20 protein-coding genes are annotated in these 22,974 nt (G+C 71.6%); 15 read left to right on the top strand and 5 right to left on the bottom strand.

The annotated features are described in order from the left end of the window. The first annotated feature begins 30 nt into the window (after window positions 1–30). From ACLZN2_RS01225 to ACLZN2_RS01210, 4 genes are read left to right on the top strand one after another with little or no spacing between them, the layout of a single operon-like run. The gene (locus ACLZN2_RS01225; protein WP_416976413.1) at window positions 31–3,048 is read left to right on the top strand and encodes a lantibiotic dehydratase; all 3,018 of its coding nucleotides are present in this window, start codon (window positions 31–33) and stop codon (window positions 3,046–3,048) included. Continuing rightward, entirely contained in the window at window positions 3,012–4,196 is a 1,185-nt protein-coding gene (locus ACLZN2_RS01220; RefSeq protein ID WP_416976412.1) for a lanthionine synthetase C family protein, read from the top strand. Before ACLZN2_RS01225 ends, ACLZN2_RS01220 begins: the two co-directional genes overlap by 37 nt. Before the next feature lie 10 nt (window positions 4,197–4,206). Beyond that, window positions 4,207–5,412, top strand: coding sequence for a methyltransferase, FxLD system (gene fxlM, locus ACLZN2_RS01215; protein ID WP_416976411.1), 1,206 nt, complete (start codon window positions 4,207–4,209; stop codon window positions 5,410–5,412). Window positions 5,413–5,471: 59 nt separating this feature from the next. Continuing rightward, window positions 5,472–5,828, top strand: coding sequence for a DUF6086 family protein (locus tag ACLZN2_RS01210; RefSeq protein WP_416976410.1), 357 nt, complete (start codon window positions 5,472–5,474; stop codon window positions 5,826–5,828). 58 nt (window positions 5,829–5,886) lie between these two features. Here the strand turns inward: ACLZN2_RS01210 and ACLZN2_RS01205 are convergent, their stop codons facing one another. Further along, entirely contained in the window at window positions 5,887–9,012 is a 3,126-nt protein-coding gene (locus tag ACLZN2_RS01205; RefSeq protein WP_416976409.1) for a sacsin N-terminal ATP-binding-like domain-containing protein, read from the bottom strand. A gap of 236 nt (window positions 9,013–9,248) precedes the next feature. Between ACLZN2_RS01205 and ACLZN2_RS01200 the strand changes: the two genes are divergently transcribed. Then, complete coding sequence (locus ACLZN2_RS01200; protein ID WP_416976408.1) at window positions 9,249–9,500, top strand: hypothetical protein; 252 nt, start codon at window positions 9,249–9,251, stop codon at window positions 9,498–9,500. A gap of 37 nt (window positions 9,501–9,537) precedes the next feature. Here the strand turns inward: ACLZN2_RS01200 and ACLZN2_RS01195 are convergent, their stop codons facing one another. Further along, window positions 9,538–10,464 carry a DUF3027 domain-containing protein gene (locus tag ACLZN2_RS01195; protein ID WP_416976407.1) on the bottom strand — a complete coding sequence of 309 codons (927 nt, stop codon included), beginning with the start codon at window positions 10,462–10,464 and terminating at the stop codon, window positions 9,538–9,540. Between the two features lie 303 nt (window positions 10,465–10,767). Here ACLZN2_RS01195 and ACLZN2_RS01190 point away from each other — a divergent pair, with 303 nt between their 5' ends. The 4 genes from ACLZN2_RS01190 to ACLZN2_RS01175 all read left to right on the top strand — a co-directional run bounded on the left by ACLZN2_RS01190 (window position 10,768) and on the right by ACLZN2_RS01175 (window position 14,318). Beyond that, window positions 10,768–12,210, top strand: a complete 1,443-nt coding sequence (locus ACLZN2_RS01190) for an MFS transporter (RefSeq protein ID WP_416976406.1) — start codon at window positions 10,768–10,770, stop codon at window positions 12,208–12,210. A gap of 62 nt (window positions 12,211–12,272) precedes the next feature. Beyond that, window positions 12,273–12,758 (top strand): DUF2771 domain-containing protein, encoded by a 486-nt coding sequence (locus tag ACLZN2_RS01185; RefSeq protein ID WP_416976405.1) that lies wholly within the window; start codon window positions 12,273–12,275, stop codon window positions 12,756–12,758. Further along, the gene (locus ACLZN2_RS01180) at window positions 12,728–13,477 is read left to right on the top strand and encodes a futalosine hydrolase (RefSeq protein ID WP_416976404.1); all 750 of its coding nucleotides are present in this window, start codon (window positions 12,728–12,730) and stop codon (window positions 13,475–13,477) included. The genes ACLZN2_RS01185 and ACLZN2_RS01180 overlap by 31 nt, the downstream gene beginning before the upstream one ends. Continuing rightward, window positions 13,467–14,318 carry a 1,4-dihydroxy-6-naphthoate synthase gene (locus ACLZN2_RS01175; RefSeq protein WP_416976403.1) on the top strand — a complete coding sequence of 284 codons (852 nt, stop codon included), beginning with the start codon at window positions 13,467–13,469 and terminating at the stop codon, window positions 14,316–14,318. The genes ACLZN2_RS01180 and ACLZN2_RS01175 overlap by 11 nt, the downstream gene beginning before the upstream one ends. A 3-nt stretch (window positions 14,319–14,321) precedes the next feature. Here ACLZN2_RS01175 and ACLZN2_RS01170 read toward each other — a convergent pair whose 3' ends face one another. The 3 genes from ACLZN2_RS01170 to ACLZN2_RS01160 form a co-directional block, all read right to left on the bottom strand. Beyond that, window positions 14,322–14,705, bottom strand: coding sequence for a cold-shock protein (locus ACLZN2_RS01170; protein WP_416976402.1), 384 nt, complete (start codon window positions 14,703–14,705; stop codon window positions 14,322–14,324). Window positions 14,706–15,025: 320 nt separating this feature from the next. Then, entirely contained in the window at window positions 15,026–15,616 is a 591-nt protein-coding gene (locus tag ACLZN2_RS01165; protein ID WP_416976401.1) for an HD domain-containing protein, read from the bottom strand. 13 nt (window positions 15,617–15,629) lie between these two features. Next, the gene (locus ACLZN2_RS01160; RefSeq protein WP_416976400.1) at window positions 15,630–16,742 is read right to left on the bottom strand and encodes a helix-turn-helix domain-containing protein; all 1,113 of its coding nucleotides are present in this window, start codon (window positions 16,740–16,742) and stop codon (window positions 15,630–15,632) included. Between the two features lie 231 nt (window positions 16,743–16,973). Between ACLZN2_RS01160 and ACLZN2_RS01155 the strand changes: the two genes are divergently transcribed. The 6 genes from ACLZN2_RS01155 (at window position 16,974) to ACLZN2_RS01130 (ending at window position 22,943) form a co-directional block, all read left to right on the top strand. Continuing rightward, window positions 16,974–17,432, top strand: a complete 459-nt coding sequence (locus tag ACLZN2_RS01155; protein WP_416976399.1) for a hypothetical protein — start codon at window positions 16,974–16,976, stop codon at window positions 17,430–17,432. Window positions 17,433–17,436: 4 nt separating this feature from the next. Beyond that, on the top strand, window positions 17,437–17,976 hold the full coding sequence (locus tag ACLZN2_RS01150) for an ATP-binding protein (protein ID WP_416976398.1): 540 nt from the start codon (window positions 17,437–17,439) through the stop codon (window positions 17,974–17,976). Window positions 17,977–18,195: 219 nt separating this feature from the next. Further along, a complete protein-coding gene (locus ACLZN2_RS01145) occupies window positions 18,196–19,314 on the top strand; it encodes a radical SAM protein (protein WP_416976397.1) in 1,119 nt (372 codons plus the stop codon). A 2-nt stretch (window positions 19,315–19,316) separates the two neighbouring features. Beyond that, window positions 19,317–19,517, top strand: a complete 201-nt coding sequence (locus ACLZN2_RS01140) for a hypothetical protein (protein WP_416976396.1) — start codon at window positions 19,317–19,319, stop codon at window positions 19,515–19,517. Between the two features lie 94 nt (window positions 19,518–19,611). Then, on the top strand, window positions 19,612–20,481 hold the full coding sequence (locus ACLZN2_RS01135; protein ID WP_416976395.1) for a GNAT family N-acetyltransferase: 870 nt from the start codon (window positions 19,612–19,614) through the stop codon (window positions 20,479–20,481). Window positions 20,482–20,831: 350 nt separating this feature from the next. Beyond that, window positions 20,832–22,943: a zinc ribbon domain-containing protein gene (locus tag ACLZN2_RS01130; protein ID WP_416976394.1), complete on the top strand. Its 2,112-nt coding sequence runs from the start codon at window positions 20,832–20,834 to the stop codon at window positions 22,941–22,943. Window positions 22,944–22,974 lie beyond the last annotated feature (31 nt).

Below are 22,974 nucleotides of genomic sequence, written 5' to 3'. Positions count from 1 at the left end.
CGCACCGGCCAAGCCGAACGGGACTTCACGATGACGCAGACCAGACTGCTCCGGCGCGGTGACGTGCTCCTGTTGCGGGCCGCCGTGCTCCCGCTCACCGCTCAGCCGGCCCATTGGCCCGACCTTGACGATCCGGCCGACTGCCGCCGGTGGCTTGCGGTTGCATGGGCCCGCCCGTCCTTCGTCGCCGCTGTTCGGGCTGCGTCCCCACAACTCGCACGAGCCGTCGACCACATCCTCGACGAGGACGACGGTGTCCAGCCGAAGCGGGTGCGGAAGGCGGCGAGTGCGATCGCGCGGTACCTTCTGCGGGCTGCCGGACGTCCGACGCCGTTCGGCCTGTTCGCCGGCGTGACCACCGCGGAGTGCGGTCCGGCCGAAGGCCGAGTCGGCACCGGCCACTGTGCCATCGTCCGCCCGGACACGCTGTGGCTCGACCACGTCCGCCGCGACCTCCAGCGGAGCCCCGACGTCCTGCCCCACCTGACCGTTCAGCTCAACGACCTGACGTCACGGCACGGCGACGTGCTGGTACGGCCGCTCTCCGGTGGCCGCACCGCGACCGCCGTCATCACCCAGCCACTCGCTACGGTCCTCGCGCTGGCCGCACACCCCGTTCCATATCAGAAGATCACTGATCAGCTGATCGCCTCGGGCGGCACGGCCGAACAGATCGCGCGGCTCCTCACGGACGCGCTGGAGGCGAACCTTCTGACCAGCAGCCTGTCGGCGCCGCTCACAGAGCCTGACCCCTTGAAACACATGCTGCGTGTCCTGCGTCCCCTCGCAGACCGCTTGGAACCCGAAACGGTCAGCCTGCTCGACGACTTGGAAGACGTACGTCGTCTGCTCGCCCAGCACAACGGGGCAGCCGATCCGGCCACTGCGCAAGAGCTGCGCGCAACAGTCGAGAAGCACATGAGCAGCGTCAGCGACCGAGGCCGGGTGCGGCTCAGCGTGGACCTGCGACTCGATGCCACGGTCCGCGTCCCGGCACCGGTGCTGGAGGAGGCCGAACGTGCCGCGGAGGCCCTGCTTCGGCTGACACGGAACGTGGGGGAGAAGCCCCTGTGGGCCGCTCACCACAGCCTGTTCTGGGAACGGTACGGCGCCGGCAGCCTGGTTCCGCTGCGGGATGCGGCCGACCTGGCTGCCGGCGTGGGCCTGCCGGCCGACTTCCCGATGTCGGTGTGGCCGGAACCCGCGGCGAAGGCGCTGCCCCGCGATGAGCTGCTGATGGCCAAGGCGTGGCAGGCAGCACTCGCCGGCGCCCGCGAGATCCGGCTCACGGACGCGGACCTCGACGAGCTGTGCGCCCACACCGGCCGCGACAACGCGGCCATCGCCCCGCACGTCGAGATGGCGGTGCGGGTACACGCGCCGACGACGCAGGCATTGGACCGCGGTGAGTTCACCGTGTCCGTGCGTCCCGCCTGGAGTGCGGGCACTTTCACCGGCCGGTTCGCCGCCGTCCTCCCCGACAGCGGCCTCGACGAGGTGTACCGGCAGCTGCCCACCCTGGTGGACGGCGCGTTGCCTGCCCAGCTCTCCTTCACCCCGGTCCATCCGCACGCCGAGAACGTGGCCCGCACCCGCACCCTGGTGCCGTACGTGATCCCTGTCGGCGAGCACCGGGCACCCAGCGATCACCTGATCCCACTCGATGACCTGGCGGTGTTCTCTACCAGCAAGCGGCTGCACCTGGTCAGCCTCTCGCGGCGCCGCGTCGTCGAGCCGGTTGTCCTGCACCCGCTGGCTTTGGACAAGCAGGCCCCGCCGATCGCCCGGTTCATCGCGCTCCTCGGCCGCGGCTTCGCCACCGCCTGGACCCAGTTCGACTGGGGACCTCTCGCCGCCGGAGTGCCGTATCTGCCCCGGGTCCGGTACGGCAAGGCGATCCTCTCGCCAGCCCGCTGGCGCCTGACCGCCGCCGACCTGCCGTCGGGGCGGCCCTACAACGATTCCTGGCAGGCGGCTCTGATCGACTGGTCGCGGAAGTGGAAGTGCCCGCACCGCGTCGAACTGCGCGACGATGACCGCACCCTGCGCCTGATCCTGGACGAGCCACTGCACGCACGCCTGCTCCACGGCCACCTTCGACGCCACGGCAACGCCGAGCTGCTCGAAGCCTTCGACGAGCGGGACTTCGGCTGGATCGGCCACGCCCACGAACTCACCCTGCCGCTTACCTCCACCCGGCCACCCCTGCCCCACCCAGATCTGGCGACGGCCCCAGTGGTGACGAACGGGATGCTGCCGATGCCCGCAGACGATCAGCAGCGATGGGCACAGGCCAAGATCTTCACGCACCCGATAGTCATGGACCAGATCATCACCCGCCGCCTGCCCAGCCTCCTCGAACCGTTGGGCGGACCCGACAGCTGGTTCGTGCGCTATCGCACCGGGCAGGAAGAGGACCACCTCCGTCTGCGCATTGCCGCGCACGGCCCCGAGGGGTATGCCACGGTGGCGCGGGCCGTTGCCCGTTGGGCCGCACGTCTGCAGAGCGAGGGCCTTGCCTCCCGGCTCGTCTTTGATGGCTACCGGCCCGAGTTCGGCCGCTACGGCACCGGGCCCGCCCTGGAGGCCGCCGAGGCCGTGTTCGTCGCCGACAGCGACGCGGCCCGGTACGCGCTCACCGACCTGCCCGGCCTGGACCGGTACGTCCTGTGCGCACTCGGGATGATCGATACCGCCTGCGGGCTCCTCGGAGAGGAAGAAGGCGTCCGCTGGCTGGCCACCACACCCGCACACGGCAAGGGCCTGCTCAACGTCACCCGACAGACACTTCACCGTGCCCGTACCGAAGCCCTCACGCGACACTCGAACGGGACGGTCCGCCTGGCCGACGCGTACGAACGGCGCCGCACCGCCCTCACCAAGTACCGGTCTCACCTCGCCGACGAGCAGACAAGCCCAGTGCTGGGGTCGCTGCTGCACATGCACCACAACCGGATCATGGGTCCGGACAGGGAAGCGGAAGCGGCCTGCCGCCACGCAGCACGGCAGGCATGCCGCTCACTCCTGGCACAGGGGGCAACACGGTGAACGGCCTCGTGCACGACCTGGGCCGCGGCCTCGCCGGAACACTCCTCCACCAGGCGGTCCTTGCTCAAGACAGCGGGCAGTGGGACACGGTGCACACCACCGCAAGGACTCTGGTCGGACAACCGGCATCCGTCCATCCCGCTGGCGCGAGCCTCTATCGCGGGGCACCGGCTGTGGCCTACGTCCTCCACGCGGCCGACCACCCCGCCTACCGCTCCGCGCTCGGCGACCTCGACAGCGTGCTCGCCACGCTCGTACGCACGCGGCTTGCTGACGCTCATCGCCGTATGGAGGCAGGTCGCCCGCCGCGCATGCACGAGTACGACCTGATCTCCGGCCTGACCGGCCTGGGCGCCCTGCTCCTGCGGCGAGGTACGCACCCCGGACTGCTCCACGATGTCCTGCGCTACCTGGTGCGGCTTCTCCAGGAGCCGGTCACGGTCCACGGTGAGGAAGTACCGGGTTGGTGGACCTCGGACAGCCCGAGCGGTCGGCCCGATGCCGCCTGGCCGACGGGGCACGGCAACCTCGGGATGGCGCACGGTGTCGCCGGGCCCATCGCGCTCGTCGCCCTCAGCGCCCGCGCCGGGCACAGCGTGGCCGGCCAGCACCAGGCCCTGAACCACTGCTGCCACCTGCTGGAAGAACGAGCGCAGTACCGACCCAACGGCGCAACCGCCTGGCCGGAGACCCTCACCATCGGCGGCTGGATCGACCGATCAACCATGCCGAGGCGCCCTGGCAGACCATCGTGGTGCTATGGCACTCCCGGCATCGCCCGCGCCCTCCAGCTCGCAGCAATCGCATGCTCCCGCGCGACGACCCGGCGCCTGGCCGAGGACGCGCTCACGACCTGCGCCGCAGACGTCGAACAACTCGCCCGCATCGACAACGCCACGGTCTGCCACGGCTGGGCCGGACTCTGCCTCGCTGTGGACCGGGCCGCAGCCGACACCGCCCCCGACAGCGCACTGCGACGCGTCCTGCCACGCTTGCGCTCCCGCCTCGCCACCCACGTGGCACAGCATGCGCTCCCCAGAACCGCCGGTGTCCTGACCGGCGGCGACGGGATCCTGCTCACGCTCCACACCCTCAACCCGGCCCGCCCCGTTTCCACCGGGTGGGAAACCTGCCTCCTCCTCAACTGAAAGAGTCACCGTGAACGACACCCCTACCCTCGACGACCTGCGCAACCAGCTAGTTGACGAGATCGTCGCCAAGCGCCCGCTGCCCGCCCCGATCGAGCACGCCCTGCGCACCGTCCGCCGTGACCTCCACCTGCCTGGCCTCGACCCGGCCGCCGCCTACACCAACCGGGCCGTCACCATCAAGGACAACCCCAACGGCCCTCTCGCCCTGTCCTGCGCCTCCGTGCCGTCCACAGTCGCGATGATGCTCGCCCAGCTCGCCCCACAGCCCGGCGACCACATCCTGGAAATCGGCGCCGGCACCGGCTACAACGCCGCACTCCTCGCCGAACTCGTCGGCCCAGACGGGCAGATCACCACCATCGATATCGACCCCGGAGTCGCCCTCCACGCCCGCCAGGCCCTCAACCGCGCCGGCTACGAACATGTCAGGGTCATGGAACGCGACGGACTCAAGGGCGCCCCCGAACACGCCCCCTACACCCGCATGATCGCCACCGTCGGCCTCTGGGACATCCCCGCCACCTGGTGGCAACAGCTCGCCGACGGCGGCCGACTCGTCCTCCCGCTCCGCTGGCGCGGCCAGACCCGCTCCGTCGCCCTCACCCGCCACGGCAACACCCTCGTCTCCGACGACATGGAACTGTGCGGCTTCGTCCCCATCATCGGCCAGCACGGCGAACACACCACCGAACTCGCCCACGGCGCCGTCCGCCTCCACCACGACCAGGACCAACCCATCGGCCCCGACCGACTTGCTGAGGTCTTCTCCACCCCCCTCACCGAACTGTGGTCGCAAGCCCGGGTCGGCAACGAGGAAACCTTCGACGGCATCTGGCTGCGCGCCACCGCCTCCGACGACGCCATCTGCCGAATCGAAGTCACCAACAAGGCACTGGACGAAGGAGTACGGCGACCCGCCATCCCCAGCCGTAGCCCCGCCCTCGTGTCCGGCAGCTCTCTCGCCTACTTGATCGTCGAACGCGACAACGCAGATCTCGAACGACCGTCACGACTTGGCGCCGCCGGCTACGGACCCGACGCGACCGCCCTGGCGCGGAACCTGATCGCCCACATCACCAACTGGAGCACCGACCGTGCCGCGGCACCGCACATGACCATCCATCCGGCAGGTACCCCAGACAACGAACTCCCGAAGGGGCATGTCATCGACAAGGTTGACAGCCGCATTCGCTTCACTGAACTGAACGCTTAGCCGCATGACATGCTCGCTTCCCCAACACGGTCTGGTTGGTCCAGATTGGAGATCGCGGATTGAGCTATCCCTTCGAGTGCGGCAACAGAACGGTGTGGGACGCGGGCTACCACAGCGGACAGTTGTTCGCGTCCCTGGCCCGGGGGGCGGCCGAGTTCCTCGATGTGCCAGCCGGTCTGACACCTACCCGGGAAGGTGGCTGCGAGGTGGACCCGGCGGCACTGCTCACCTTCACCGAGCGGCTTTACGGGCACTACGCCTCCACCAACAGTGAGGTGATGCACGGTCTCGCACATGGCCTCCTGATCACCTCGCTCGTACTCGTGGAGCGGACGGGAGGTACCGTCCCGCTCCGCCCGGAGCACGAGGCGTCCCTGGGCTGGGCCAAGAATGTCTTCGCACGCTCCATGGCGTAGCACGCGTACAGGGGCCGTCCGATCCGGTCGGGCGGCCCCTGTGGTGTCAGCCCCGGCGTCAGTCGAACCAGCGGTCCCGGGCCAGTTCCGCCGTGCGGGACGGGTCCTCCAGGAGGGCCGCGACCTCGAAGCGGCGGGGCCACTGGCCGGACGCCCAGGCGAGGCCGGCGGCGACGCCCTCGAGGGTGGCGGCGTGCAGGACGCCGTCGTCGGTGAGGCGCCAGTCGATCTCCACGCCGTCGACGACGAGTTCCTCGTGCTCGACGTAGGTGTCCGGGGTTCGGGGGCCGAGGAGGACGTGGACCGGTTCGGGTACGTCGTGTTCCGTGCCCTCCGAGTCGATCCGGCCGGTCACGGACTCGCTGAGCCGGCGTACCTGGAAGAGTTCGGCGAGGTCGGCGGCCCGGGCCGGGCGGACGGGGAGGAGGGGGACACCCTGCGTGAACGGGAGGAGATCGGGTGAGTCGACGACGACCGCGTCGGCGGCGTCCACGACCTCCACCCGGCCGTCGACGACCACCCGTAGGTCGTCGGGGAGAGTGACCTGCTCGGGGTCGAGGTCGGCCAACGCACCGTACAGACCGTGCAGTTGGGCGGGGGTTACCGGGCGGTCGGGGTCGGCCAGGCGGTCGAGGAGTTCGGCCGCGCCGCCCGGCTCGTCGAGGAGCGCCGCCACCGACGTCCGTACGCCCAGTGCCCGCAGGACCTGCTCGTCGTCGAAGCCGGTCGCGTCGGCCTCGTCGTACAGGCCGTGCAGGAGCGGGTCGCCGCCGGACGCCAGCAGGCCCGCCGGGCGGCGGCCGTCGAGGACGGGGTGCCCGCGCAGCCACCAGGCCGTATAGGGGCGTACGACCTCGTGGGTGCCGTCGGCGAGGAGGATGCGGACGGGCTGGGTGAGGGCGTCGCGCAGGGGCGGCTGGGCGAGGAGGGCGAGGGCCTGGGGCCAGCGGTCGTCGTCGACGAGGTCGAGGTCGCGGACGGCGACGAGTTCGGTGGCGACCGGCGGGACCGGCGAGTCGGGGAAGCGGTCGAGGATGTCCTCGCACCAGACGTCCACGGCGTCCAGCAGCCCCGCGTCGTCGGGTTCGGCGAAGTCGCCCTCGCGGGGCTCCAGTTCGTCGGGGTCGAGGACGACGTCCGTGGCGCGTACGAGCGCGAAGCCGGCGAGGACGCCGACGGCGGCGAGCGGTCCCTCGCCCCACCGCTCCGCCAATTCGGCGTCGACGAAGGCGAGTTCGTCCTCGCGGATGACGGAAGCGAACGGGCTTCCCGGGAGGACCAGTTCGCCCGCCGGGACGAGTTCGCCGTCCTCGTCGGGCAGGGCGAGGGCGCCCAGCCAGGGCTCGTCACCGGGTTCGAGGGCCGCGTCGCGGACGAGGGTGAGGACGGTGTCGGCGAGTTCCTCGGCGTCGGGGGTGTCCTGGTCGTCCCAGGCGCCGCCGTCGTCGTCCAGGGAGGCGGCGACCGCGGCCCGCACCTGCGGGGTGGTCAGCACCGCGCGGGGCGTGGCGGGCAGCGCGCCGAGCTTCTCCAGCAGGGGGTGCGCGGCGTCCGCGTGGGCGACCTTGAGACCGAGGCGCGCGAGGACCTCCGCGTCGGCGCCCGCCTCACCCGCGACGGGCAGCAGGACCTGGCGGGGGCCGATCGTCGTCCGGCCGTCGGCGAGCGGCACGGGCAGCCCGGAGAGCCGGTCCGGGTCGACGCCCGCGAGGCTGTCGTAGAGCCGGTACCACCAGTCGGGATCCTTCTCCAGCCCGGCCAGGCGGTCGACGGCGTCGGCGAGCGGGATGCGGGCGACCCCGAGCGTGCGCAGCTCGACGCGGCGTTCCAGACCGGCGGGGAGGAGCGTCGGCAGGACCTCGGCGAGGACCCGCACGGTATCCGCGCCCGCGCCCTCGACCACCTCGGCGTCCCGCGGGCGCAGGACCTCCGGGAGACCGTCCTCGTCCTTGACGGGCTCGACGGCGGGCGGCAGGAAGGCGGTGCGCGGCAGCCGTTCGAGGATCACCCGGCGCAGCGCCCCGTCCAGCTCGCCCTTGCCGAGCGGGCCGGGTACAAGGTCGATGATGCCGGGGGTCACCGGCCGCCAGTCGGCGAGGAGTTCGGCGTAGGCGTCGGCCGCGCGCTCGACGAGGTGGTCGGTGAGCGGGCCGGGGGCCGCGTGCCGGCGGGTGGTGTCCAGCGGGAAGGACGCGATGAGCAGGGCGGGCACACCGAGCGGCTCGTCGCTGGGAGTGGGTGCGTGCACGACGGGGCTGGTGCGGGGCCGTACGGGGGCGTCCTGCTCGTCGACGGGGACGGCCCAGGTGACCGACCAGTGCGGCCGCTGCCGCTCCTCGACCGGCCGGTCGGCGAGCAGATCGGGCGTGAGCGGCCCGTGCGCGGCGGCCGTACGCCAGCGGGTGACGCCCTCCCGCGAGTCCTCTACGACGGTGAGGGCGCCGTCGCCGGAGCGGCGCAGGGTGCGGGGCGCGTCGCCGCCGGTCTCGATCACGACCTCCTCCAGGCCCGGCAGGGCGAGGAGCAGGGCGTCGTCGACGGCGGTGAGGAGCCGCTCGGCGAGGTCGGCGGCGGCCGCGTCGCGCAGCGGGAGGATGACGGCGGTGTCGTACGGGTCCGGGGCGGTGCCCTGGGCGGCGAAGGGGAGGCGCAGCAGCGGGACGTGTCCGTCGCGGCGGCGGATCTCGTCACCGAGGCCGGGGCTGTGGCGGGCGGTCTCGGCGGCCAGCTCGCGGGCCTCGGCGAGGTCCCAGCGGACGCCGCCGTGCCGGCCGACGACGGCGGGCTCGTCGGTGACGGACAGGACGGCGGCGAAGCCGACACCGAAGCGGCCCACGGACACCTGCTGGGTGTCGCGCTTGGCGGAGGCGCGCAGGGTGGCGAGCGACTCGACCCCGGTCGCGTCCAGGGGGGCGCCGGTGTTGGCGGCGACGAGGACGCCGTCGCGGAGCGTGAGCCGCAGTCGGCCGGGCACCCCGGCCCGGGCGGCCGCGTCGGCGGCGTTCTGGGCGAGCTCCACGACGACCCGGTCACGGTAGCCGCCGAGGACGAGGTCCTCCTCGGCGTTGGCGTCCTCCCGGAAACGGGCGGGACTGGTGGCCCAGGCGTCCAGGACCCCGCGGCGCAGGCGGGCCGTGCCGAAGGGATCAGCGCCCTCGGGTGCCGGCCGCACGAACTTGCTCACGTTCACTCTCCTCGTCGGCGTGAGAGCCCGTGTCGTTACCCCGGCCGGATCAGCGCGTGCCAGGCGTCGCGCGCCCGGCCGGGGATACGACACAGGCTCTGGGGAGAAGGTATCGCGCAGCGCGGGCCCGTATCGCCGCCGCCCGGACGGAGCAGCCCGGGCCCGGAGCGCGTGCCGGGTTCCCGAACCGTCCGCACGATGGGGGCAGGGGGTACCGGAGAGTGAGGAGTGCCGAGATGCCCGGGCCGGACGAGGATCCCTGCACCATGATGCGCCGCACAGCGGAGGACCTCCGCAAGGAGATCAAGCGCCTGCGGGAGCGGATCGCCAGACTCAGGAACGACATCGCCGCGCTCAAGCAGCAGGCCAACCCCGACCAGGCGGCGATCGCGGCCCTGGAGCAGCGGCTGGCGATCATGGAGGGACAGCTCGCGAGCGACGAGCTCTCGCTGAGCACCCTTGAGGACGTGATCAGCGAGAACTGCTGATCACGGGCCTCCCGGCTCCGCCCACGCGCTTACGCGCTCACGCGTGCCCCAGCTCCGCCGTCTCCTCGTCGGACACCGCCGGCACGGAACCCGAGTCCTCCGCGGGACGCAGCGGGAACGGGTCCACCTTCGTCTCGTCGATGACCGGCGGGGCCGGCTGCGGGGTCTTCGGCATGACCGCGGCCTCCGAGTGGCCGCCGCAGCCGTACGCCAGTGACACGACCCGGCCGTCCGCCGGGGAGAACTCGTTGGCGCAGACGCCGAAGGCCTGGCCGAGGGAGCCGCCGATGGGGGTGAGGAAGCCGCAGCTGACGCAGGTCGCGGGGGCCGCCTGGGCCATGGGGGTCTGGGCGCCGTAGGAGTCCTCCCAGCGGTCGGCGGCGATGTGCAGACCGTAACGGGACAGGACCCGGGCCCGGCGCAGGCCCAGCTCCTCGGCGACCGCGGAGATCGAGCCGCGGGCCGGGACGGTGGGCAGGGCGGCCGGCGGGGCCGCGGTCACCTCGGCGTCCTCGGCCTCGACCAGTTCCGCCATCTCGTGCGAGACCGGAGAGCTCGCCGGCGGCTCGTCCTCCCCGGAGTACCCGGGCTCCAGACGGAGGTCCTCGGCGTCGGTGGGCAGCAGGTCGCCGGGGCCCATGTCGCCGGGGCGCAGCCGCTCACTCCAGGGGACCCACTCGGGGGCGAGGACGGCGTCCGGGCCGGGCAGCAGGACGACCTCGTCGAGGGTGACGATCCTGGCGCGGGAGGCGCGGGCCACGGTGGCCGCCCAGCGCCAGCCGCGGTAGCCCAGTTCCTTGCACTCGAAGTAGTGCGTGACGACCCGGTCACCCTCGGAGAGCAGGCCTACGTGCTCGCCGACCACGCCGGGCGCGGCAGCCTCCTCGGCTGCGGCGCGGGCGAGGTCGACGGCCTCGGCGCACAGGCGGTCGGGGGTGCGGCTTCGCGTGGTCGCTGCGCTCACAGGTATCGCTTCTCTCCTACGCCGTCTCTCGGGTGCGCCGGCCTGAAGGCGGCGGGTGCGGACGGAGCGGACCGAAGGGCCGCGTCGACGTCCGCGCCCGATCGCACTCGGGCGCACCTGCTGTCATCCATTCTGCTGGATGCCGGGGAGGCGCGCGGCCGAGAACAATCGCCACGACGCGCTACGCACGCTACCCGCTCCGGGACGTTCGGCCTACACCGACGGGACGTTTGCCCGGACCTGACCCCCGCCATCCGCGCGGTAACCGCACTACAGACGCCCGTCTCGGGGCACTATGACGGAGTGGCAGCCGCGAAAGCATCCCAAGGTGCCACCGGGACCGGTGGAACAAGGGGATCGAAGGGATCGATGGGGAGGAGCCGGATCGGCGGTTCGGGCCGGGTCGGCGGGTCCTTCCGCGCGGTCGGCCGTGCCCTGCATCTTCCGTTCACCGGTACGGCCCGCGGCATCAGGAAGGCCACGCACGCGCACGGCGCCGGGGAGTCCGGCCTCGGCAAGCTGATCGAGCTGCACGGGGTGAACGGCGCCGGGGACGTGATGATCACCGTCGCGCTCGCCTCCACCGTGTTCTTCTCGGTGCCGACGGACGAGGCCCGCGGCCGGGTCGCGCTGTACCTCGCCATCACCATGGCGCCCTTCACCGTCCTCGCCCCCGTGATCGGCCCGCTCCTGGACCGGCTGCCGCACGGCCGCCGGGCGGCGATGGCCGGCGCGATGCTCGCCCGCGCCCTGCTGGCACTGATCATCGCCGGCGCGGTCGCCACCGGCGGGATCCAGCTGTATCCGGCGGCGCTGGGCGTCCTGGTCGCGTCGAAGGCGTACGGCGTGGTCCGCAGCGCCGTGGTCCCCCGTCTCCTGCCACCCCGCTTCTCCCTGGTGAAGGCGAACTCGCGCGTCACCCTCGGCGGGCTCCTCGCCACCGGGGTCGCGGCCCCCGTGGGGGCGGGGCTGCACGCGATCGGGGAGCGCTGGCCGCTCTACGGCGCCTTCGTGATCTTCATGGCGGGTACGTTCCTGTCGTTCTCCCTGCCGCCGAAGGTGGACTCGGCGAAGGGCGAGGACGTGGCGCTGCTCGCGGCGGACGAACAGCATCTGCACGGCCCGCACCGGCAGCCGGTCAAGCGCCCGGGCCTGCGGACCGTCGGCATCGCGGTCACCCACGCCCTCGGCGCGAACGCCTCGCTGCGCTGGCTGTCCGGCTTCCTGACCTTCTTCCTGGCCTTCCTGCTGCGCGAGCACCCGCTGACCGGGTCCAGCGCGGCCGTGTCGCTGGGCATAGTGGCGGTCGCGGCGGGCGCGGGCAACGCGCTCGGTACGGCGGTGGGGGCGTGGCTGCGGGCCCGCGCGCCGGAGATCATCATCGTGACGGTCCTCGCGGTGGTCCTGGGCGCGGCGATCACGGCCGCCCTGTTCTTCGGCGCGTTCCTGGTGGCGTGCCTCACCGCGACGACCGGCTTCTGTCTGGCGCTGGCGAAGCTCTCGCTGGACGCGCTGATCCAGCGGGACGTGCCGGAGCTGGTGCGGACGTCGGCGTTCGCCCGCTCGGAGACCATGCTGCAGATGGCCTGGGTGCTGGGCGGCGCGATCGGCATCGTGATGCCGCTCAACGGCACGCTGGGCCTGTGCGTGGCCGCCGGGGTGATCGCGCTCGGCTGGGTGACGACGGCCCGTGGCCTGATCGGCTCGGCCCGCCGTGGGGGGACGCCGAAGGCCCGCGTGGCGTAACACACAGCGGCATGGCCCCCCGCATAAAGAGACCGTCGCACGCGCCCGATAGCCTTCGCCCCATGACCACGCTGCACTCCGTAAAGCGACGCCGCGCCGTCGCCGCCGCCGGCGCCGTTTCCGCCGGACTGCTCGTCCTGTCGGCCTGTGACAAGCCGACGCCGCTGTCCACGATCACCGTCGGCCGCGCCTCGGTCAGCTCCGAGGCCACCTGTGGCGGCGAGGGCGACGTCCTGAACGCCGCCGCCCTGACGAAGTGCCTGGCCGACAAGGACATCGAGTCCATCGACGTCGACCCGGACGAGACGGTCCGCTTCGGTGTCGACCCCGACATCGCGGACAAGCGCTGGACGATCCTGATGAACGGCCAGCCGCTCACCGAGGACAGCGACAAGACCTACCGCACCATCCCGGGCAGCGTGTTCTTCAACGCCCAGTACGGCGCCCAGGGCGACTCCACGCTCGTCACCATCAAGGCCGGCGACGGCAAGAAGGACAGCCAGACCGCGACCGGCCTGTGGTCGTTCAAGCTGAAGAAGGACGACTAGTCACGTCCTCCGCCCGCATTCTCGTGGCCACCGCGGTTCCCGCAGAACGGGACGCGGTGGCACGGGCGTTCCCGGAGCCCGGTCGGCCGGTGTTCCTGCCCGGTGTGGAGCTGCGCCGTACCGGTGAGACGTACGACCTCCTGGCGGCCGGTGTCGGCCCGGCGCTCGCCGCCGCGTCCGTCTCCGCCGCGCTGACCGCAGCGACCCTGACCGGTGAGCCGTACACCCTGGTCGTCTCGGCCGGGATCGGAGGGGGCTTCCTGCCCGACGCGCCCGTCGGTTCCCTGGTCGTCTCGGACCGGATCACCGTCGCCGATCTGGGCGCGGAGAGCGCGGACGGCTTCCTGCCGGTCACCGAGCTGGGCTTCGGCCGGATCACCCATGTGCCGCCCAGATCCCTCGTACGGGGGACCGCCGCCGCCACCGGGGCCCGCACCGGCACGGTCCTGACCGTCTCCACGGTCACCGGCACCGCCGCCCGGGCCGCCGCCCTGCGGGAACGCCACCCCGGCGCCCTGGCCGAGGGCATGGAGGGCTTCGGGGTCGCCGAGGCGGCCGACGCGCACGGCACGGCCGTCCTGGAGATCCGCGCGGTCTCCAACCCCGTGGGCCCCCGTGACCGGGCCGCCTGGCGCGTCGGCGAGGCGCTGGACGCGCTGACGACGGCGTTCGGGAAGCTCGCACCCTTTCTGGAGAGTTGGAACCGGCATGACCAGTGAGCAGCCGCTGCGGATCGTGTACTCCCCCTGCCCGAACGACACGTTCGTCTTCGACGCCCTCGCCCACGGCCGGGTACCGGACGGACCCGCGCTGGACGTCACCTTCGCGGACATCGACATCACCAACGGCATGGCCGAACGCGGCGAGTCCGACGTGCTGAAGGTGTCGTACGCCGTGCTGCCGTACGTCCTCGACGAGTACGCGCTGCTGCCCTGCGGGGGCGCGCTGGGCCGGGGCTGCGGCCCGCTGGTCCTGACCCGGGAGGCGGGGCTCGACCTCACGGGCCGCACGGTCGCGGTCCCCTCCGAGAGGTCGACGGCGTACCTGCTGTTCCGCCTGTGGGCGGCGGACACGCTCCCCGCCGGGGTGGGCGAGATCGTGGTCCTGCCCTTCCACGAGATCATGCCGGCCGTCCGGGACGGCAAGGTCGACGCGGGACTCGTCATCCACGAGGCGCGCTTCACGTACCAGAACTACGGCCTGCACAAACTCGCGGACATGGGCGAGCACTGGGAGTCCACGACGGGCCTGCCCATCCCGCTGGGCGCGATCATCGCCAAGCGCTCCCTGGGCCCGGCCACCCTGACCCGTCTGGCGGACGCGATCCGCACCTCGGTCCGCGCCGCCTGGGACGCCCCCGAACTCTCCCGCCCGTACGTCATGGCCCACGCCCAGGAGATGGACCCGTCCGTCGCCGACCAGCACATCGGCCTGTACGTCAACGAGTTCACGGCAGACCTGGGCGAGTCCGGCTATGCGGCCGTCCGGGGCCTGCTGACCCGTGCGGCGGCCGAGGGGCTGGTGCCGCCCCTCGGGCCGGATGCGCTCGATTTCCCCTGAGAGTCAGACGTCCAGCTGGTCGGCGACCGCCCGGAGCAGGCCGGCGATCTTCGCGCCGGAGGCCTTGTCGGGGTAGCGGCCCTTCTCCAGCATCGGAGTGATGTTCTCGAGGAGGGTCGTCAGGTCCTGCACGATGGAGGCCAGTTCGTCGGGCTTCTTGCGCTGGGCCGCCGCGACGGAGGGCGTCGGGTCGAGGAGGACGACGGAGAGTGCCTGGTCGCCGCGCTGTCCGGCGACGACACCGAACTCCACTCGCTGGCCCGGCTTCAGCGCCTCGACTCCGGCGGGGAGGACGGAGGAATGGACGAAGACGTCACCGCCGTCGTCGCGGGAGAGGAAGCCGAAGCCCTTCTCACTGTTGAACCACTTGACCTTGCCAGTCGGCAAAGCACACACTCCCTCGATCCGTCCAGGAGCAGCCCGGACGCCTTTGAACAGCCGTCATGACACCTTACCGGGGGTCTCTCCAGCCGAACACGCCTTAAAACGGCACTGGGCCTCTATGCGCCGTGACTGGCGCGATAGAGGCTCAGTTGCGGGTGGGAAGTGTGCAGAGTCAGTCCTGCTTGGCTTCCGACTTGATCCGGAAGACGGTCGCGCGGCCAATCCCGTGCTTCGCGGCAACCTGCGTCATGCTCATGCCGTCATTGAGGTCTGCCGGCACTGCGGCACGGTGCCACTCGCGAGAGCGCGAGGCTAGCCGACCGTCAGTGCATCGTCTCACCGAGGGCGGCGCGCAGCCAGTCAAGCGAGCCGGTCTCCAGCACGGCGTCCGCGAGGGCCTGGCCGCTCTTGGTGGTGATCCGGCTGCGGCTGTTGTCGATCCACCGCTGTGCGTGGGCGTAGCCCTGGGCGCGGTACTCGATGCCCTGGATCATGCACTCGAACTTGTCCGCGTCCCGGGCGCAGACGGCCTCCGGGGACTCCTTCGCCTCGTACTCGCCGACCACGGCACGGATGGCGTCGGCCAGGCCCTCGGGCATGCCGGCGACCTGGTCGGCGGTGATGGCGCGCGGGTCCGGCCCGCCCTGGGTGTACTTCTTGCCCAGGTGGTTCACGTCGCCGGTGCGGGTCTCCTGGGAGTCGTGCCACACGGCGAGGAGTGCGGCACGGGCCGGGTCGGCACCTTCCATCTGAGCGATGATCGAGGCGATCAGGGAGGTGCGCCAGGAGTGGTCCGCCACGGACTCCGGGTCCTTGACGCCGGCCATCCACCACCCGGACCGCTTCGTGTTCTTGAGCGTCCCCGCCTCGAACAGGAAGCGCGCTACCGCCGTCAGCTCCTGGTCCTCGGACACCGTCGGGCTCCTCTCACGCCTCGGCGAGGCGGATCGCGTACCGGATGCTCTCCAACTCCCGCCGCGCACGCGCCGAGAGTCCTCCGCTATCCAACATGATCGGGAGCCTCTCGCGCAGGGCCCGGGCCGCCTCGCCCGACCTGAGCAGGTTGGGCCGGATCTGGAGCAGTGCCCACACGCTGTGGATGTTCAGGTCCACGTAGCCGTGCTCGGGCGCGATGCCGTCCACCAGGTGGGCAAGGAGCTTGCCCCCGTGCCAGGGGCCCAGGGAGCCGTCGGCAATGAAGTCGTCGGACAGCTGCGGGAGGGGCGCCTCGCCCACCCAGTACGCCCAGTAGGCGAGGTTCGCGGCCTCGCCGGCGTCGTCCTGGAGCGCGGCGCCGATGAACCATTCCATGCGGTCCCGGTCGCCGTGCCGGGCGGCCACCGCGGCCACCGAACGGTTGTTGAGCCAGGCGGTCAGCCAGTCGTCAGGGCGCTCGGTGCGCTGCTGGTGGGCAAGCCAGTCCCCGGTGTCCGCCTCCCGGTCGTAGCCGGACAGGTAGAGCGCCTGGCGGCGCAGCAGAAACTGTTCGTGCCCGCGCGCCTGCTCGGCCGTGACGCGCATGCGCGTGAAGAAGGTGCGCAACTCCGTCGCGGTCAGCCGCGGCCCGGACGCGGCCGGCCCTCGGCGCGAGCGGGGCGGCGTGGGCAGCTCCCGCAGAGGGCGCGGAGCCACCTGGTTGAGCGGCCAGACCAGGACCTCCGCGAGTTCCCGCTGCATGACCATCGCACCCAGCGGGCTCTGCTCGACGCTAGCGTCCTCGTCCAGTGCACTGGCCAACAGGACGTCCGCCTCCAGGGCGCGCTCCAGCGCCTGAAGCAGGGCGGGGGAGGTGCCCATCTGCATGAGCCGGTGCCGTAACCCGAGCATCTGGCCGACCGGCACGGCCGTGAGCGGGCGTCGGCCGGTCTCCCACCCGGCGATCGTGTCCGGGGAGACCCTGAGCTGTTCGGCGGCCTCGTCCTGGGTGTAACCCTGCTGCTCACGGATCACCCGCAGGACGTAGCCGCTGAGCAGGCCCGTCCGGGGCCGCGAGCCCCGACCCGTACCAGCGGTCAGGGTATTGCGCGAGGTCGGCCGCATGGGGAGTCCAATCCCGGTGGTTTGCCCAAAACCACCTGTACTCACGGTCACTTCAGGGGCGGCATCCGACTACGTACGGTCGTGGGTGTCCCTGATGTGAGACTACTTGGGAGGCCGCGAGACATGGGCCCCGTTCAGCATGTTCACCACCCGACGGTGTCACCGCCTGCTACCAGAACCGACGTTGCGAGGGCCGTTGAGCGGCGCCTGGCCGTCGAGCACTGGCTACTTATGGCGACCGAGGACCGAGACCGGTCCCGGCGGGAGTGGCAGGAGGACGGCAAGGCGCTGCTGCGCTGCGGGGGCGTGTCTGGCGCCGTCCGTGTCAGGGCGGACCTGGTCCACGCTGCGGCCGGGACCGACGAGCCGGCGGCCGTGGGCCACTACCTGAGGCGGGCCCTGCTCGGCAGCGCCGTCTTCGCGGACCTGACGAACCAGCAGCACTACGTGCTGGTGGGCAACACGACCGGCCTGCGCGAGGAATGGGAACGGCCTCGGGACGATGCGGAGTTCATGGGCCGCGGCCACTTCCTGGGCGTGCCGCCAGCGGGGGCCACCAGCGCGGACAGCCGCTGTTACTGGGCTGTGGAGATGGAGAGCCTCGGTGTCCTGGCCGACCCGAATGCCGTGTCACAGCTCGTCCGGGATGGCCGCAAGGCGGTGCATCGTGAGAGGCCGCTCAGTGGGTGACACCGTGCTCAGTAGCCGCAGCCCGTCCAAGGCCCTGGTGGCCGCAGATGAGAAGCCGTCAGTCAGCCAGAGCCTGCCCCGGCGGGCGGAGTCCGTGCCCGCCGCCCGTCGCCTGGTACAGGCCGCCCTCGCCGACTGGGGGCTGCCCGAGTTGAGCGACGCAGCCGAACTCGTCGTCGCCGAGCTGGTGGCCAACACCGTCCGCCACGCGCGCGCCACCACGATCCGGGTGACCGTCCGCCGCCTGGCCGACACCACCGTGCAGGTGGCCGTCGTCGACATGAGCCGCGACATGCCAGTGCTGCTCCTCCCGACGGAGGACGCCCTAAGCGGCCGGGGGCTGGCCATTATCGACGCCGTCTCGGTCCGATGGGGCACGGACCGCCTGCCATGGGGCAAACGCGTCTGGGTCGACCTGCAGCCGGAGCGCCGAGAGCCCGTCCCCGTAGTCCCCGTATTCGCCACCCTGCGGGGCCAGGCGATCTACGTACTCACAGTGCTGGCGCTCGTGGCGCTGCTCGTCGCGTCCGTAGCGCACGGCTAGCTGCGCCTTCCCAGACACCCGCCCCGGGCCGGTCGTGGCACACGATCGGCTCCCCCTGCCCGGACCCGCGCCTCGCTCGCGTGGTCCCCGGCCCGGGGCGGGCACCACGTCCCGGCTGTCCCTCCGTGGGGGAGTGAAGGGAGCCCGGGACACCGGTCCTGGCCCCTGGTGGCCGGGATCAACACCCCAGACTCCGCCCGTCGACCGATGGAGCCCGCCATGCATGCCCTGATCGCCAGCCCATTCCTGGACCACCACGTGCTCGTCCGGCCGGGAAGCCGCGGCGGCGCCCTCCTGCCCGTCGACCGGTACGAGGAACTGCGCGCCCTCGACCCGGACGGGCCGCTCCCCGCCTGGCTCGCCGACGCCGTCCGCGAACAGTGGGACGACCTGGACGTGACCGGTGGCCCGGCCGGTGACTTCCTGCTCATCCGGCAGCCGTCCGCCTGGGGCTACTCCAAGGCGAGCTGGGAGGTCAACCTCGGCTGCAACTACGCCTGCAAACACTGCTACCTGGGGCTCAAGGTGAACTCGGGCATGCCGCTGGCGGACAAGCTTCGCTGCCTGGACCTGATGGCCGAGGCCGGCGTGCTGTGGCTCCAGATCACGGGCGGCGAGCCCACCGTGGACAAGGACTTCATGCGCTCGTACCGCCATGCGTTCGAGCTGGGCATGATGCTCACGGTCTCCACCAACGGCTCCCTGCTGTGGCGGGAGAACCTGTTGAAGCTCTTCAAGGAGTGCCCTCCGTACCGCGTGACGGTGTCCATGTACGGGGCGAGAAAGGCCAGTTACGACGAGCTGACCCAGCGGGAAGGCGCCTGGGACCTGTTCGTCCAGGGCATGAACGCCGCCCGCAGGGAGCGGCTGCCGCTGCGCATGAGCGTGATCGTGACGGAGGACAACGCCCACGAAGAGCAGGCGATGGTCGAGCTGTGCGACCGGTGGGGCGTGGAGCGCGAGATCTACACGAACATGACGCCCACTATCTACGGCGGCGGTGAAGTCCTCACCGCGCAGTCCAAGGAGCACCTGCGGGTGCGGAAGCCGTTCCAGGGCTGCAACGCCGGACACACCTTCTTCCATATGGACCCGCACGGGCTGGTGTCCATCTGCAAGATCGGCCGCGACGACCAGATCAGCCTTCCCCAGGAGGGGATCGAGGGCCTTGCCCGGCTGGGTGCGATCGCGGACCGCCTGATGCTTCGCACCGGAGGCTGCTCGGGATGCACGCTCTCCGGTTCCTGCCGAGTGTGCAGGCCCCTGGCAAAGCACTACCAGGAGGCGAAGGCCCCGCTGGCGGCTTACTGCCAGCACGGAGATGAGAAAGCAGGGTGAAGATGACCGCAGTAGCAGTCGAGATCTCCCCGAGGCGCCCCTTGCCCAGTGACGGGCCCGGGCGCACCGGAGAGCCGTACTTCACGCGGCCGGTCCTGACCCCGGCGCCGGTGGTGATGTCCATCACCGGCGTCCCCGACCTGGACGCGCTGATGGAGAGCGCGAAGTGCTCGTGCAGCGCGGGCGACGACAACCCGCACTGACCTGATCTGTGCCTGATCCGGTCGTGACCGCAGGCCCCGGCGGCACCTCGCGTCGGGGCCTGCGGCGCGTGAGAGACATGAGTAGCGTGCGGCCATGCGCTTTCACTGGGGCTGGATCGAGCCCGTGATGCCCGTGCCGTACGTGCCGACCCTTGGCCCTGTCCACCAGGGCGATCCGCTGTCTGACCTGTTCGAGGCCGTCGTGGAGATCGCGGGAACCGGCCGTTTCCTCCCGTACGACAAAGACAGCCGCTGGTCCGACACCAAGCCGGAGCGCGTCCTGGTCGACGCGATCGAGCATGACCAGCGGCAGACCCTCGTACCCACGCTTACCGGGCGCGGCGCCGGGACGGTCAAGGTCCACGTGTACGGATCGGCGCCCGACAGCCTGTCCGCCGGCGCCTACCTGGCCCGCAAGCTCGCCGCCGTTCATGGCGCCGCCAAGGCCCGGGTTGTCTGGTTCCTCGCCCCCGACCAGCCCGAGCCGTGTGCCCAGGGCGCGACCCGCGTCCAGTTCAAGGACTTCAACGACGGGCCCGGGCAGGCCCCGGACGCTCGGGTGCTGGACTGCAAGCAGCTCCCCGAGCCCGAGCGGTTCGCCGTCTTCGCCGAGCTGATGGCCGCAGATGGCTTCGCCTTCCTCTACGAGCAGATGCGGGCCGGGACGGTCGGCCCGGTGCTCACCGTGCTCGACGAGGGCCGCGTGGCCGGCGCCATCGGACCCATGGAGATGATGAGCGACCCCAGCGGACGGGCCCGGCTGCTGCCCCAGTACTTCTGTGTCCTGCCGGAATACCGCGGCCTCGGCTACGGGCGGGCCCTGTGGCGCGGTGCGATGCATTGGGGCCACCTGCACGGCGCGGCGTACCAGCTCCTCCAGACCGAGGTAGGGGGCGCATCTGACCGCCTGTGTTTGGCCGAGGGGCTGACGTCGCTCGGATTCGTCAACCAAAGGACCGCCTGACCACCGCTTGCTGTCCGCACTGGTCTGGTTGGCCATTGCAGGCGGTTGCAGCGGAGAGACATACGCCCTGTGTCCGCACCTAATTTCAGGTCGCTCGCTTGAGTGACGTACAGCAAGCTCTCGCATACACCTGGTCATCCGGGTCCTTAACGGGGTTGATTAACATACGCGTTTCGGCCATATGGCCCTGAGTGCGTCGCAATCCCGTCGTGCGCGTGGCGGGGTTTGACTGCGGTTTCGTCGTCGGCGTGCGTGCCTTTGCGTGGTGGTCGATCGTTAGGTCGATCGGATGCGGGAAGCGTGTTCGGTTCACCGTCGTACGGGAGGGCGTCGTGGGTGTGGGTCGGGTAATGGCGACGGCACCGTGCACCGCCTTCCGCGGTGTGGTCGAGGGCAATGGTGAGCGCGTGGGTGGGCGGCTCCTGTTGGAGCGGGTGTCCTTCCTGACCGGGCTGTGCCAGGACCTCACCCGGCAGTTGGTGGCGTCCCGGTGGGACGAGGGCTCGTTGGAGGTGCTGGCTGCCGGGGTCGACGGGCAGGGTGAATCACTGCCGTCGAAGGGGTGGATGGCGCTGCGGCGACTTGGCTGGGCGCAGGCCGTCGTCCCGGCTGCGGGAGTGTATGTGTCGGATCGGGTACGCCGGGCTGCGGAGGAGTACGCGGCGCGCATGCTGCGGCTGGCCGTGCACCGGCGGACCCTGGTCGCGGCCATCCTGGCAACCTGGCCCGCCGATGCCCGCCGCCGCACGGAGGCGGAGTGGACGGCGCTACGGGCTGCTCTGCCGACGGGGGCGAGCAACGCGGAGATCCGTAACCGCACCCGGCAGGTGAGCGCCTGTCTGCGCGAGTACGGACGCCTTCCGGTGGGGTTGTGTGAGCTGGAGGATCCGCCGGAGGCGGCGGGTCTGGTGTTGTTGGCGGCGATGGACCGCCAGCAGGTCACCTTGGAGCGGGTGGATGGGGTCACGGCCCGGCTGCGGGTGAAACTCCCCCTGTGTGCAGTGCCGGTCTCTGCGCGCGACTGGGCCTGGCATGTGATCGACATCCGCCTGCCGGGCACCGTGGCTGCGGATGCGGTCCTGCACACCCCGACGCTGCGCCCCACCCGTGGTGGGCGGATCGCGGTGGACCTTCCCCACTCACACCCCGCCCCCACCACCACAGCCTCCGGTCACCGGGTGGCCATCGGGTTCGACTGGGGCGTCAACACTCTCCTCACTGGCACGGTGGGCCGCCTGACCGGCCACGGCCCAGACCGCCGTGTGGTCACCGACGGCCGCCCCCTGGTCTTCGACGCCACCGCGGTCAGTGGGAAGCTGCACCGGCTGCGCGCCCATCGCGAGCACCTGGCCGCCAAACGTGACCACTGCCAGCAGCTCGCCGACGGACTCGGCGCCCCGCACCGCACATGGGCCGAACTACTGGACAAGGCCACGGTGTTGGAGGTGGAACATCAGCGGGTGTGCGCCCGCATCCGGCACCTCAACCAGGCACTGGTCTGGTCGGCGGCCCGCTGGGCCGTCGACCAGGCCACCGCGCTCGGCGCGAGGGTCATCTATCTGGAAGACCTCGCCACGCTGGAGGCGCGCGGCCGCAGGCGCGGTAACGCCCGGCTGTCCGGACAGGTCCGCGGCGCACTCGCCGCAGCGATCCGGCACCTGGCCACCAAGGCGGGTATCGCGATGGTCACCGTCCCGGCACGCGGCACCTCCGCCCGCTGCCCCGCATGCCTGCACCCGTTGGGCCACCACCCGGCACCGGACCGGCTCGCAGAGCGCGGCTGGACCTGGGCCCACTGCACTCGCTGCGGCCTGTCGATGAACCGCGACCACGCCGCCGCCCGGCGGATCGTCGCACGCGGCCTGCTCGCCCAAGCGGACACCGTCACCGAACGCGCCACCGGCACCCGCACCATCCGCACCACGGTGGAGGGCACAGTCCGCCCGGTGCGCCGGAACAAGAAGACCACTCGCAGCCTGCGCCGCGCCCGCCAGGCATCCACGGCCCCGGCCCGGCCACACGGGCCGAAGACCACGCCCGGCAAGGGCCACCCCACCGCCGGCAGGCCGCTCGGCCCGCACCGAAGGCGGCACACCCCACCCAGAGCAGGACAGCATGCCGCAACCTCGGCTGCGGCTGTGAAGGCTTCCCGCCGTCTGCCCGATGTGCGTACGGTTCCCGCCACCACCCCTACCGGGGTGGTCCAGCGTCCGGCGGGACATGACATCCAGACACCAGCCCATCCCGGACCGGTGTCAGGTCATGGAGTACCCACCCCAGCCCACCCGGAGACTCCTCCGGCAGGGCGAAGGCGGCTCTCCCGCGGAACCTGTCGACGGCGTACCCACGCCGCCGAGCGGACCGGCTTCCACCACCTGCACGCCACCGAAGTCCACACCCTCACCCCGAGGTTCGGACCCCACGTCGGCGACAGACGGCCACGCCGCGCCCGAAAAGCCTGAAACCCACAGGCACACACAGAGTTCCAGAGAC

Origin of the sequence: Streptomyces sp. T028 (assembly GCF_048159505.1) — a bacterium.
Lineage (GTDB): Bacteria > Actinomycetota > Actinomycetes > Streptomycetales > Streptomycetaceae > Streptomyces.
Note: the sequence above shows the minus strand (reverse complement) of the source record. Positions and strands in the feature narration are given on the sequence as shown.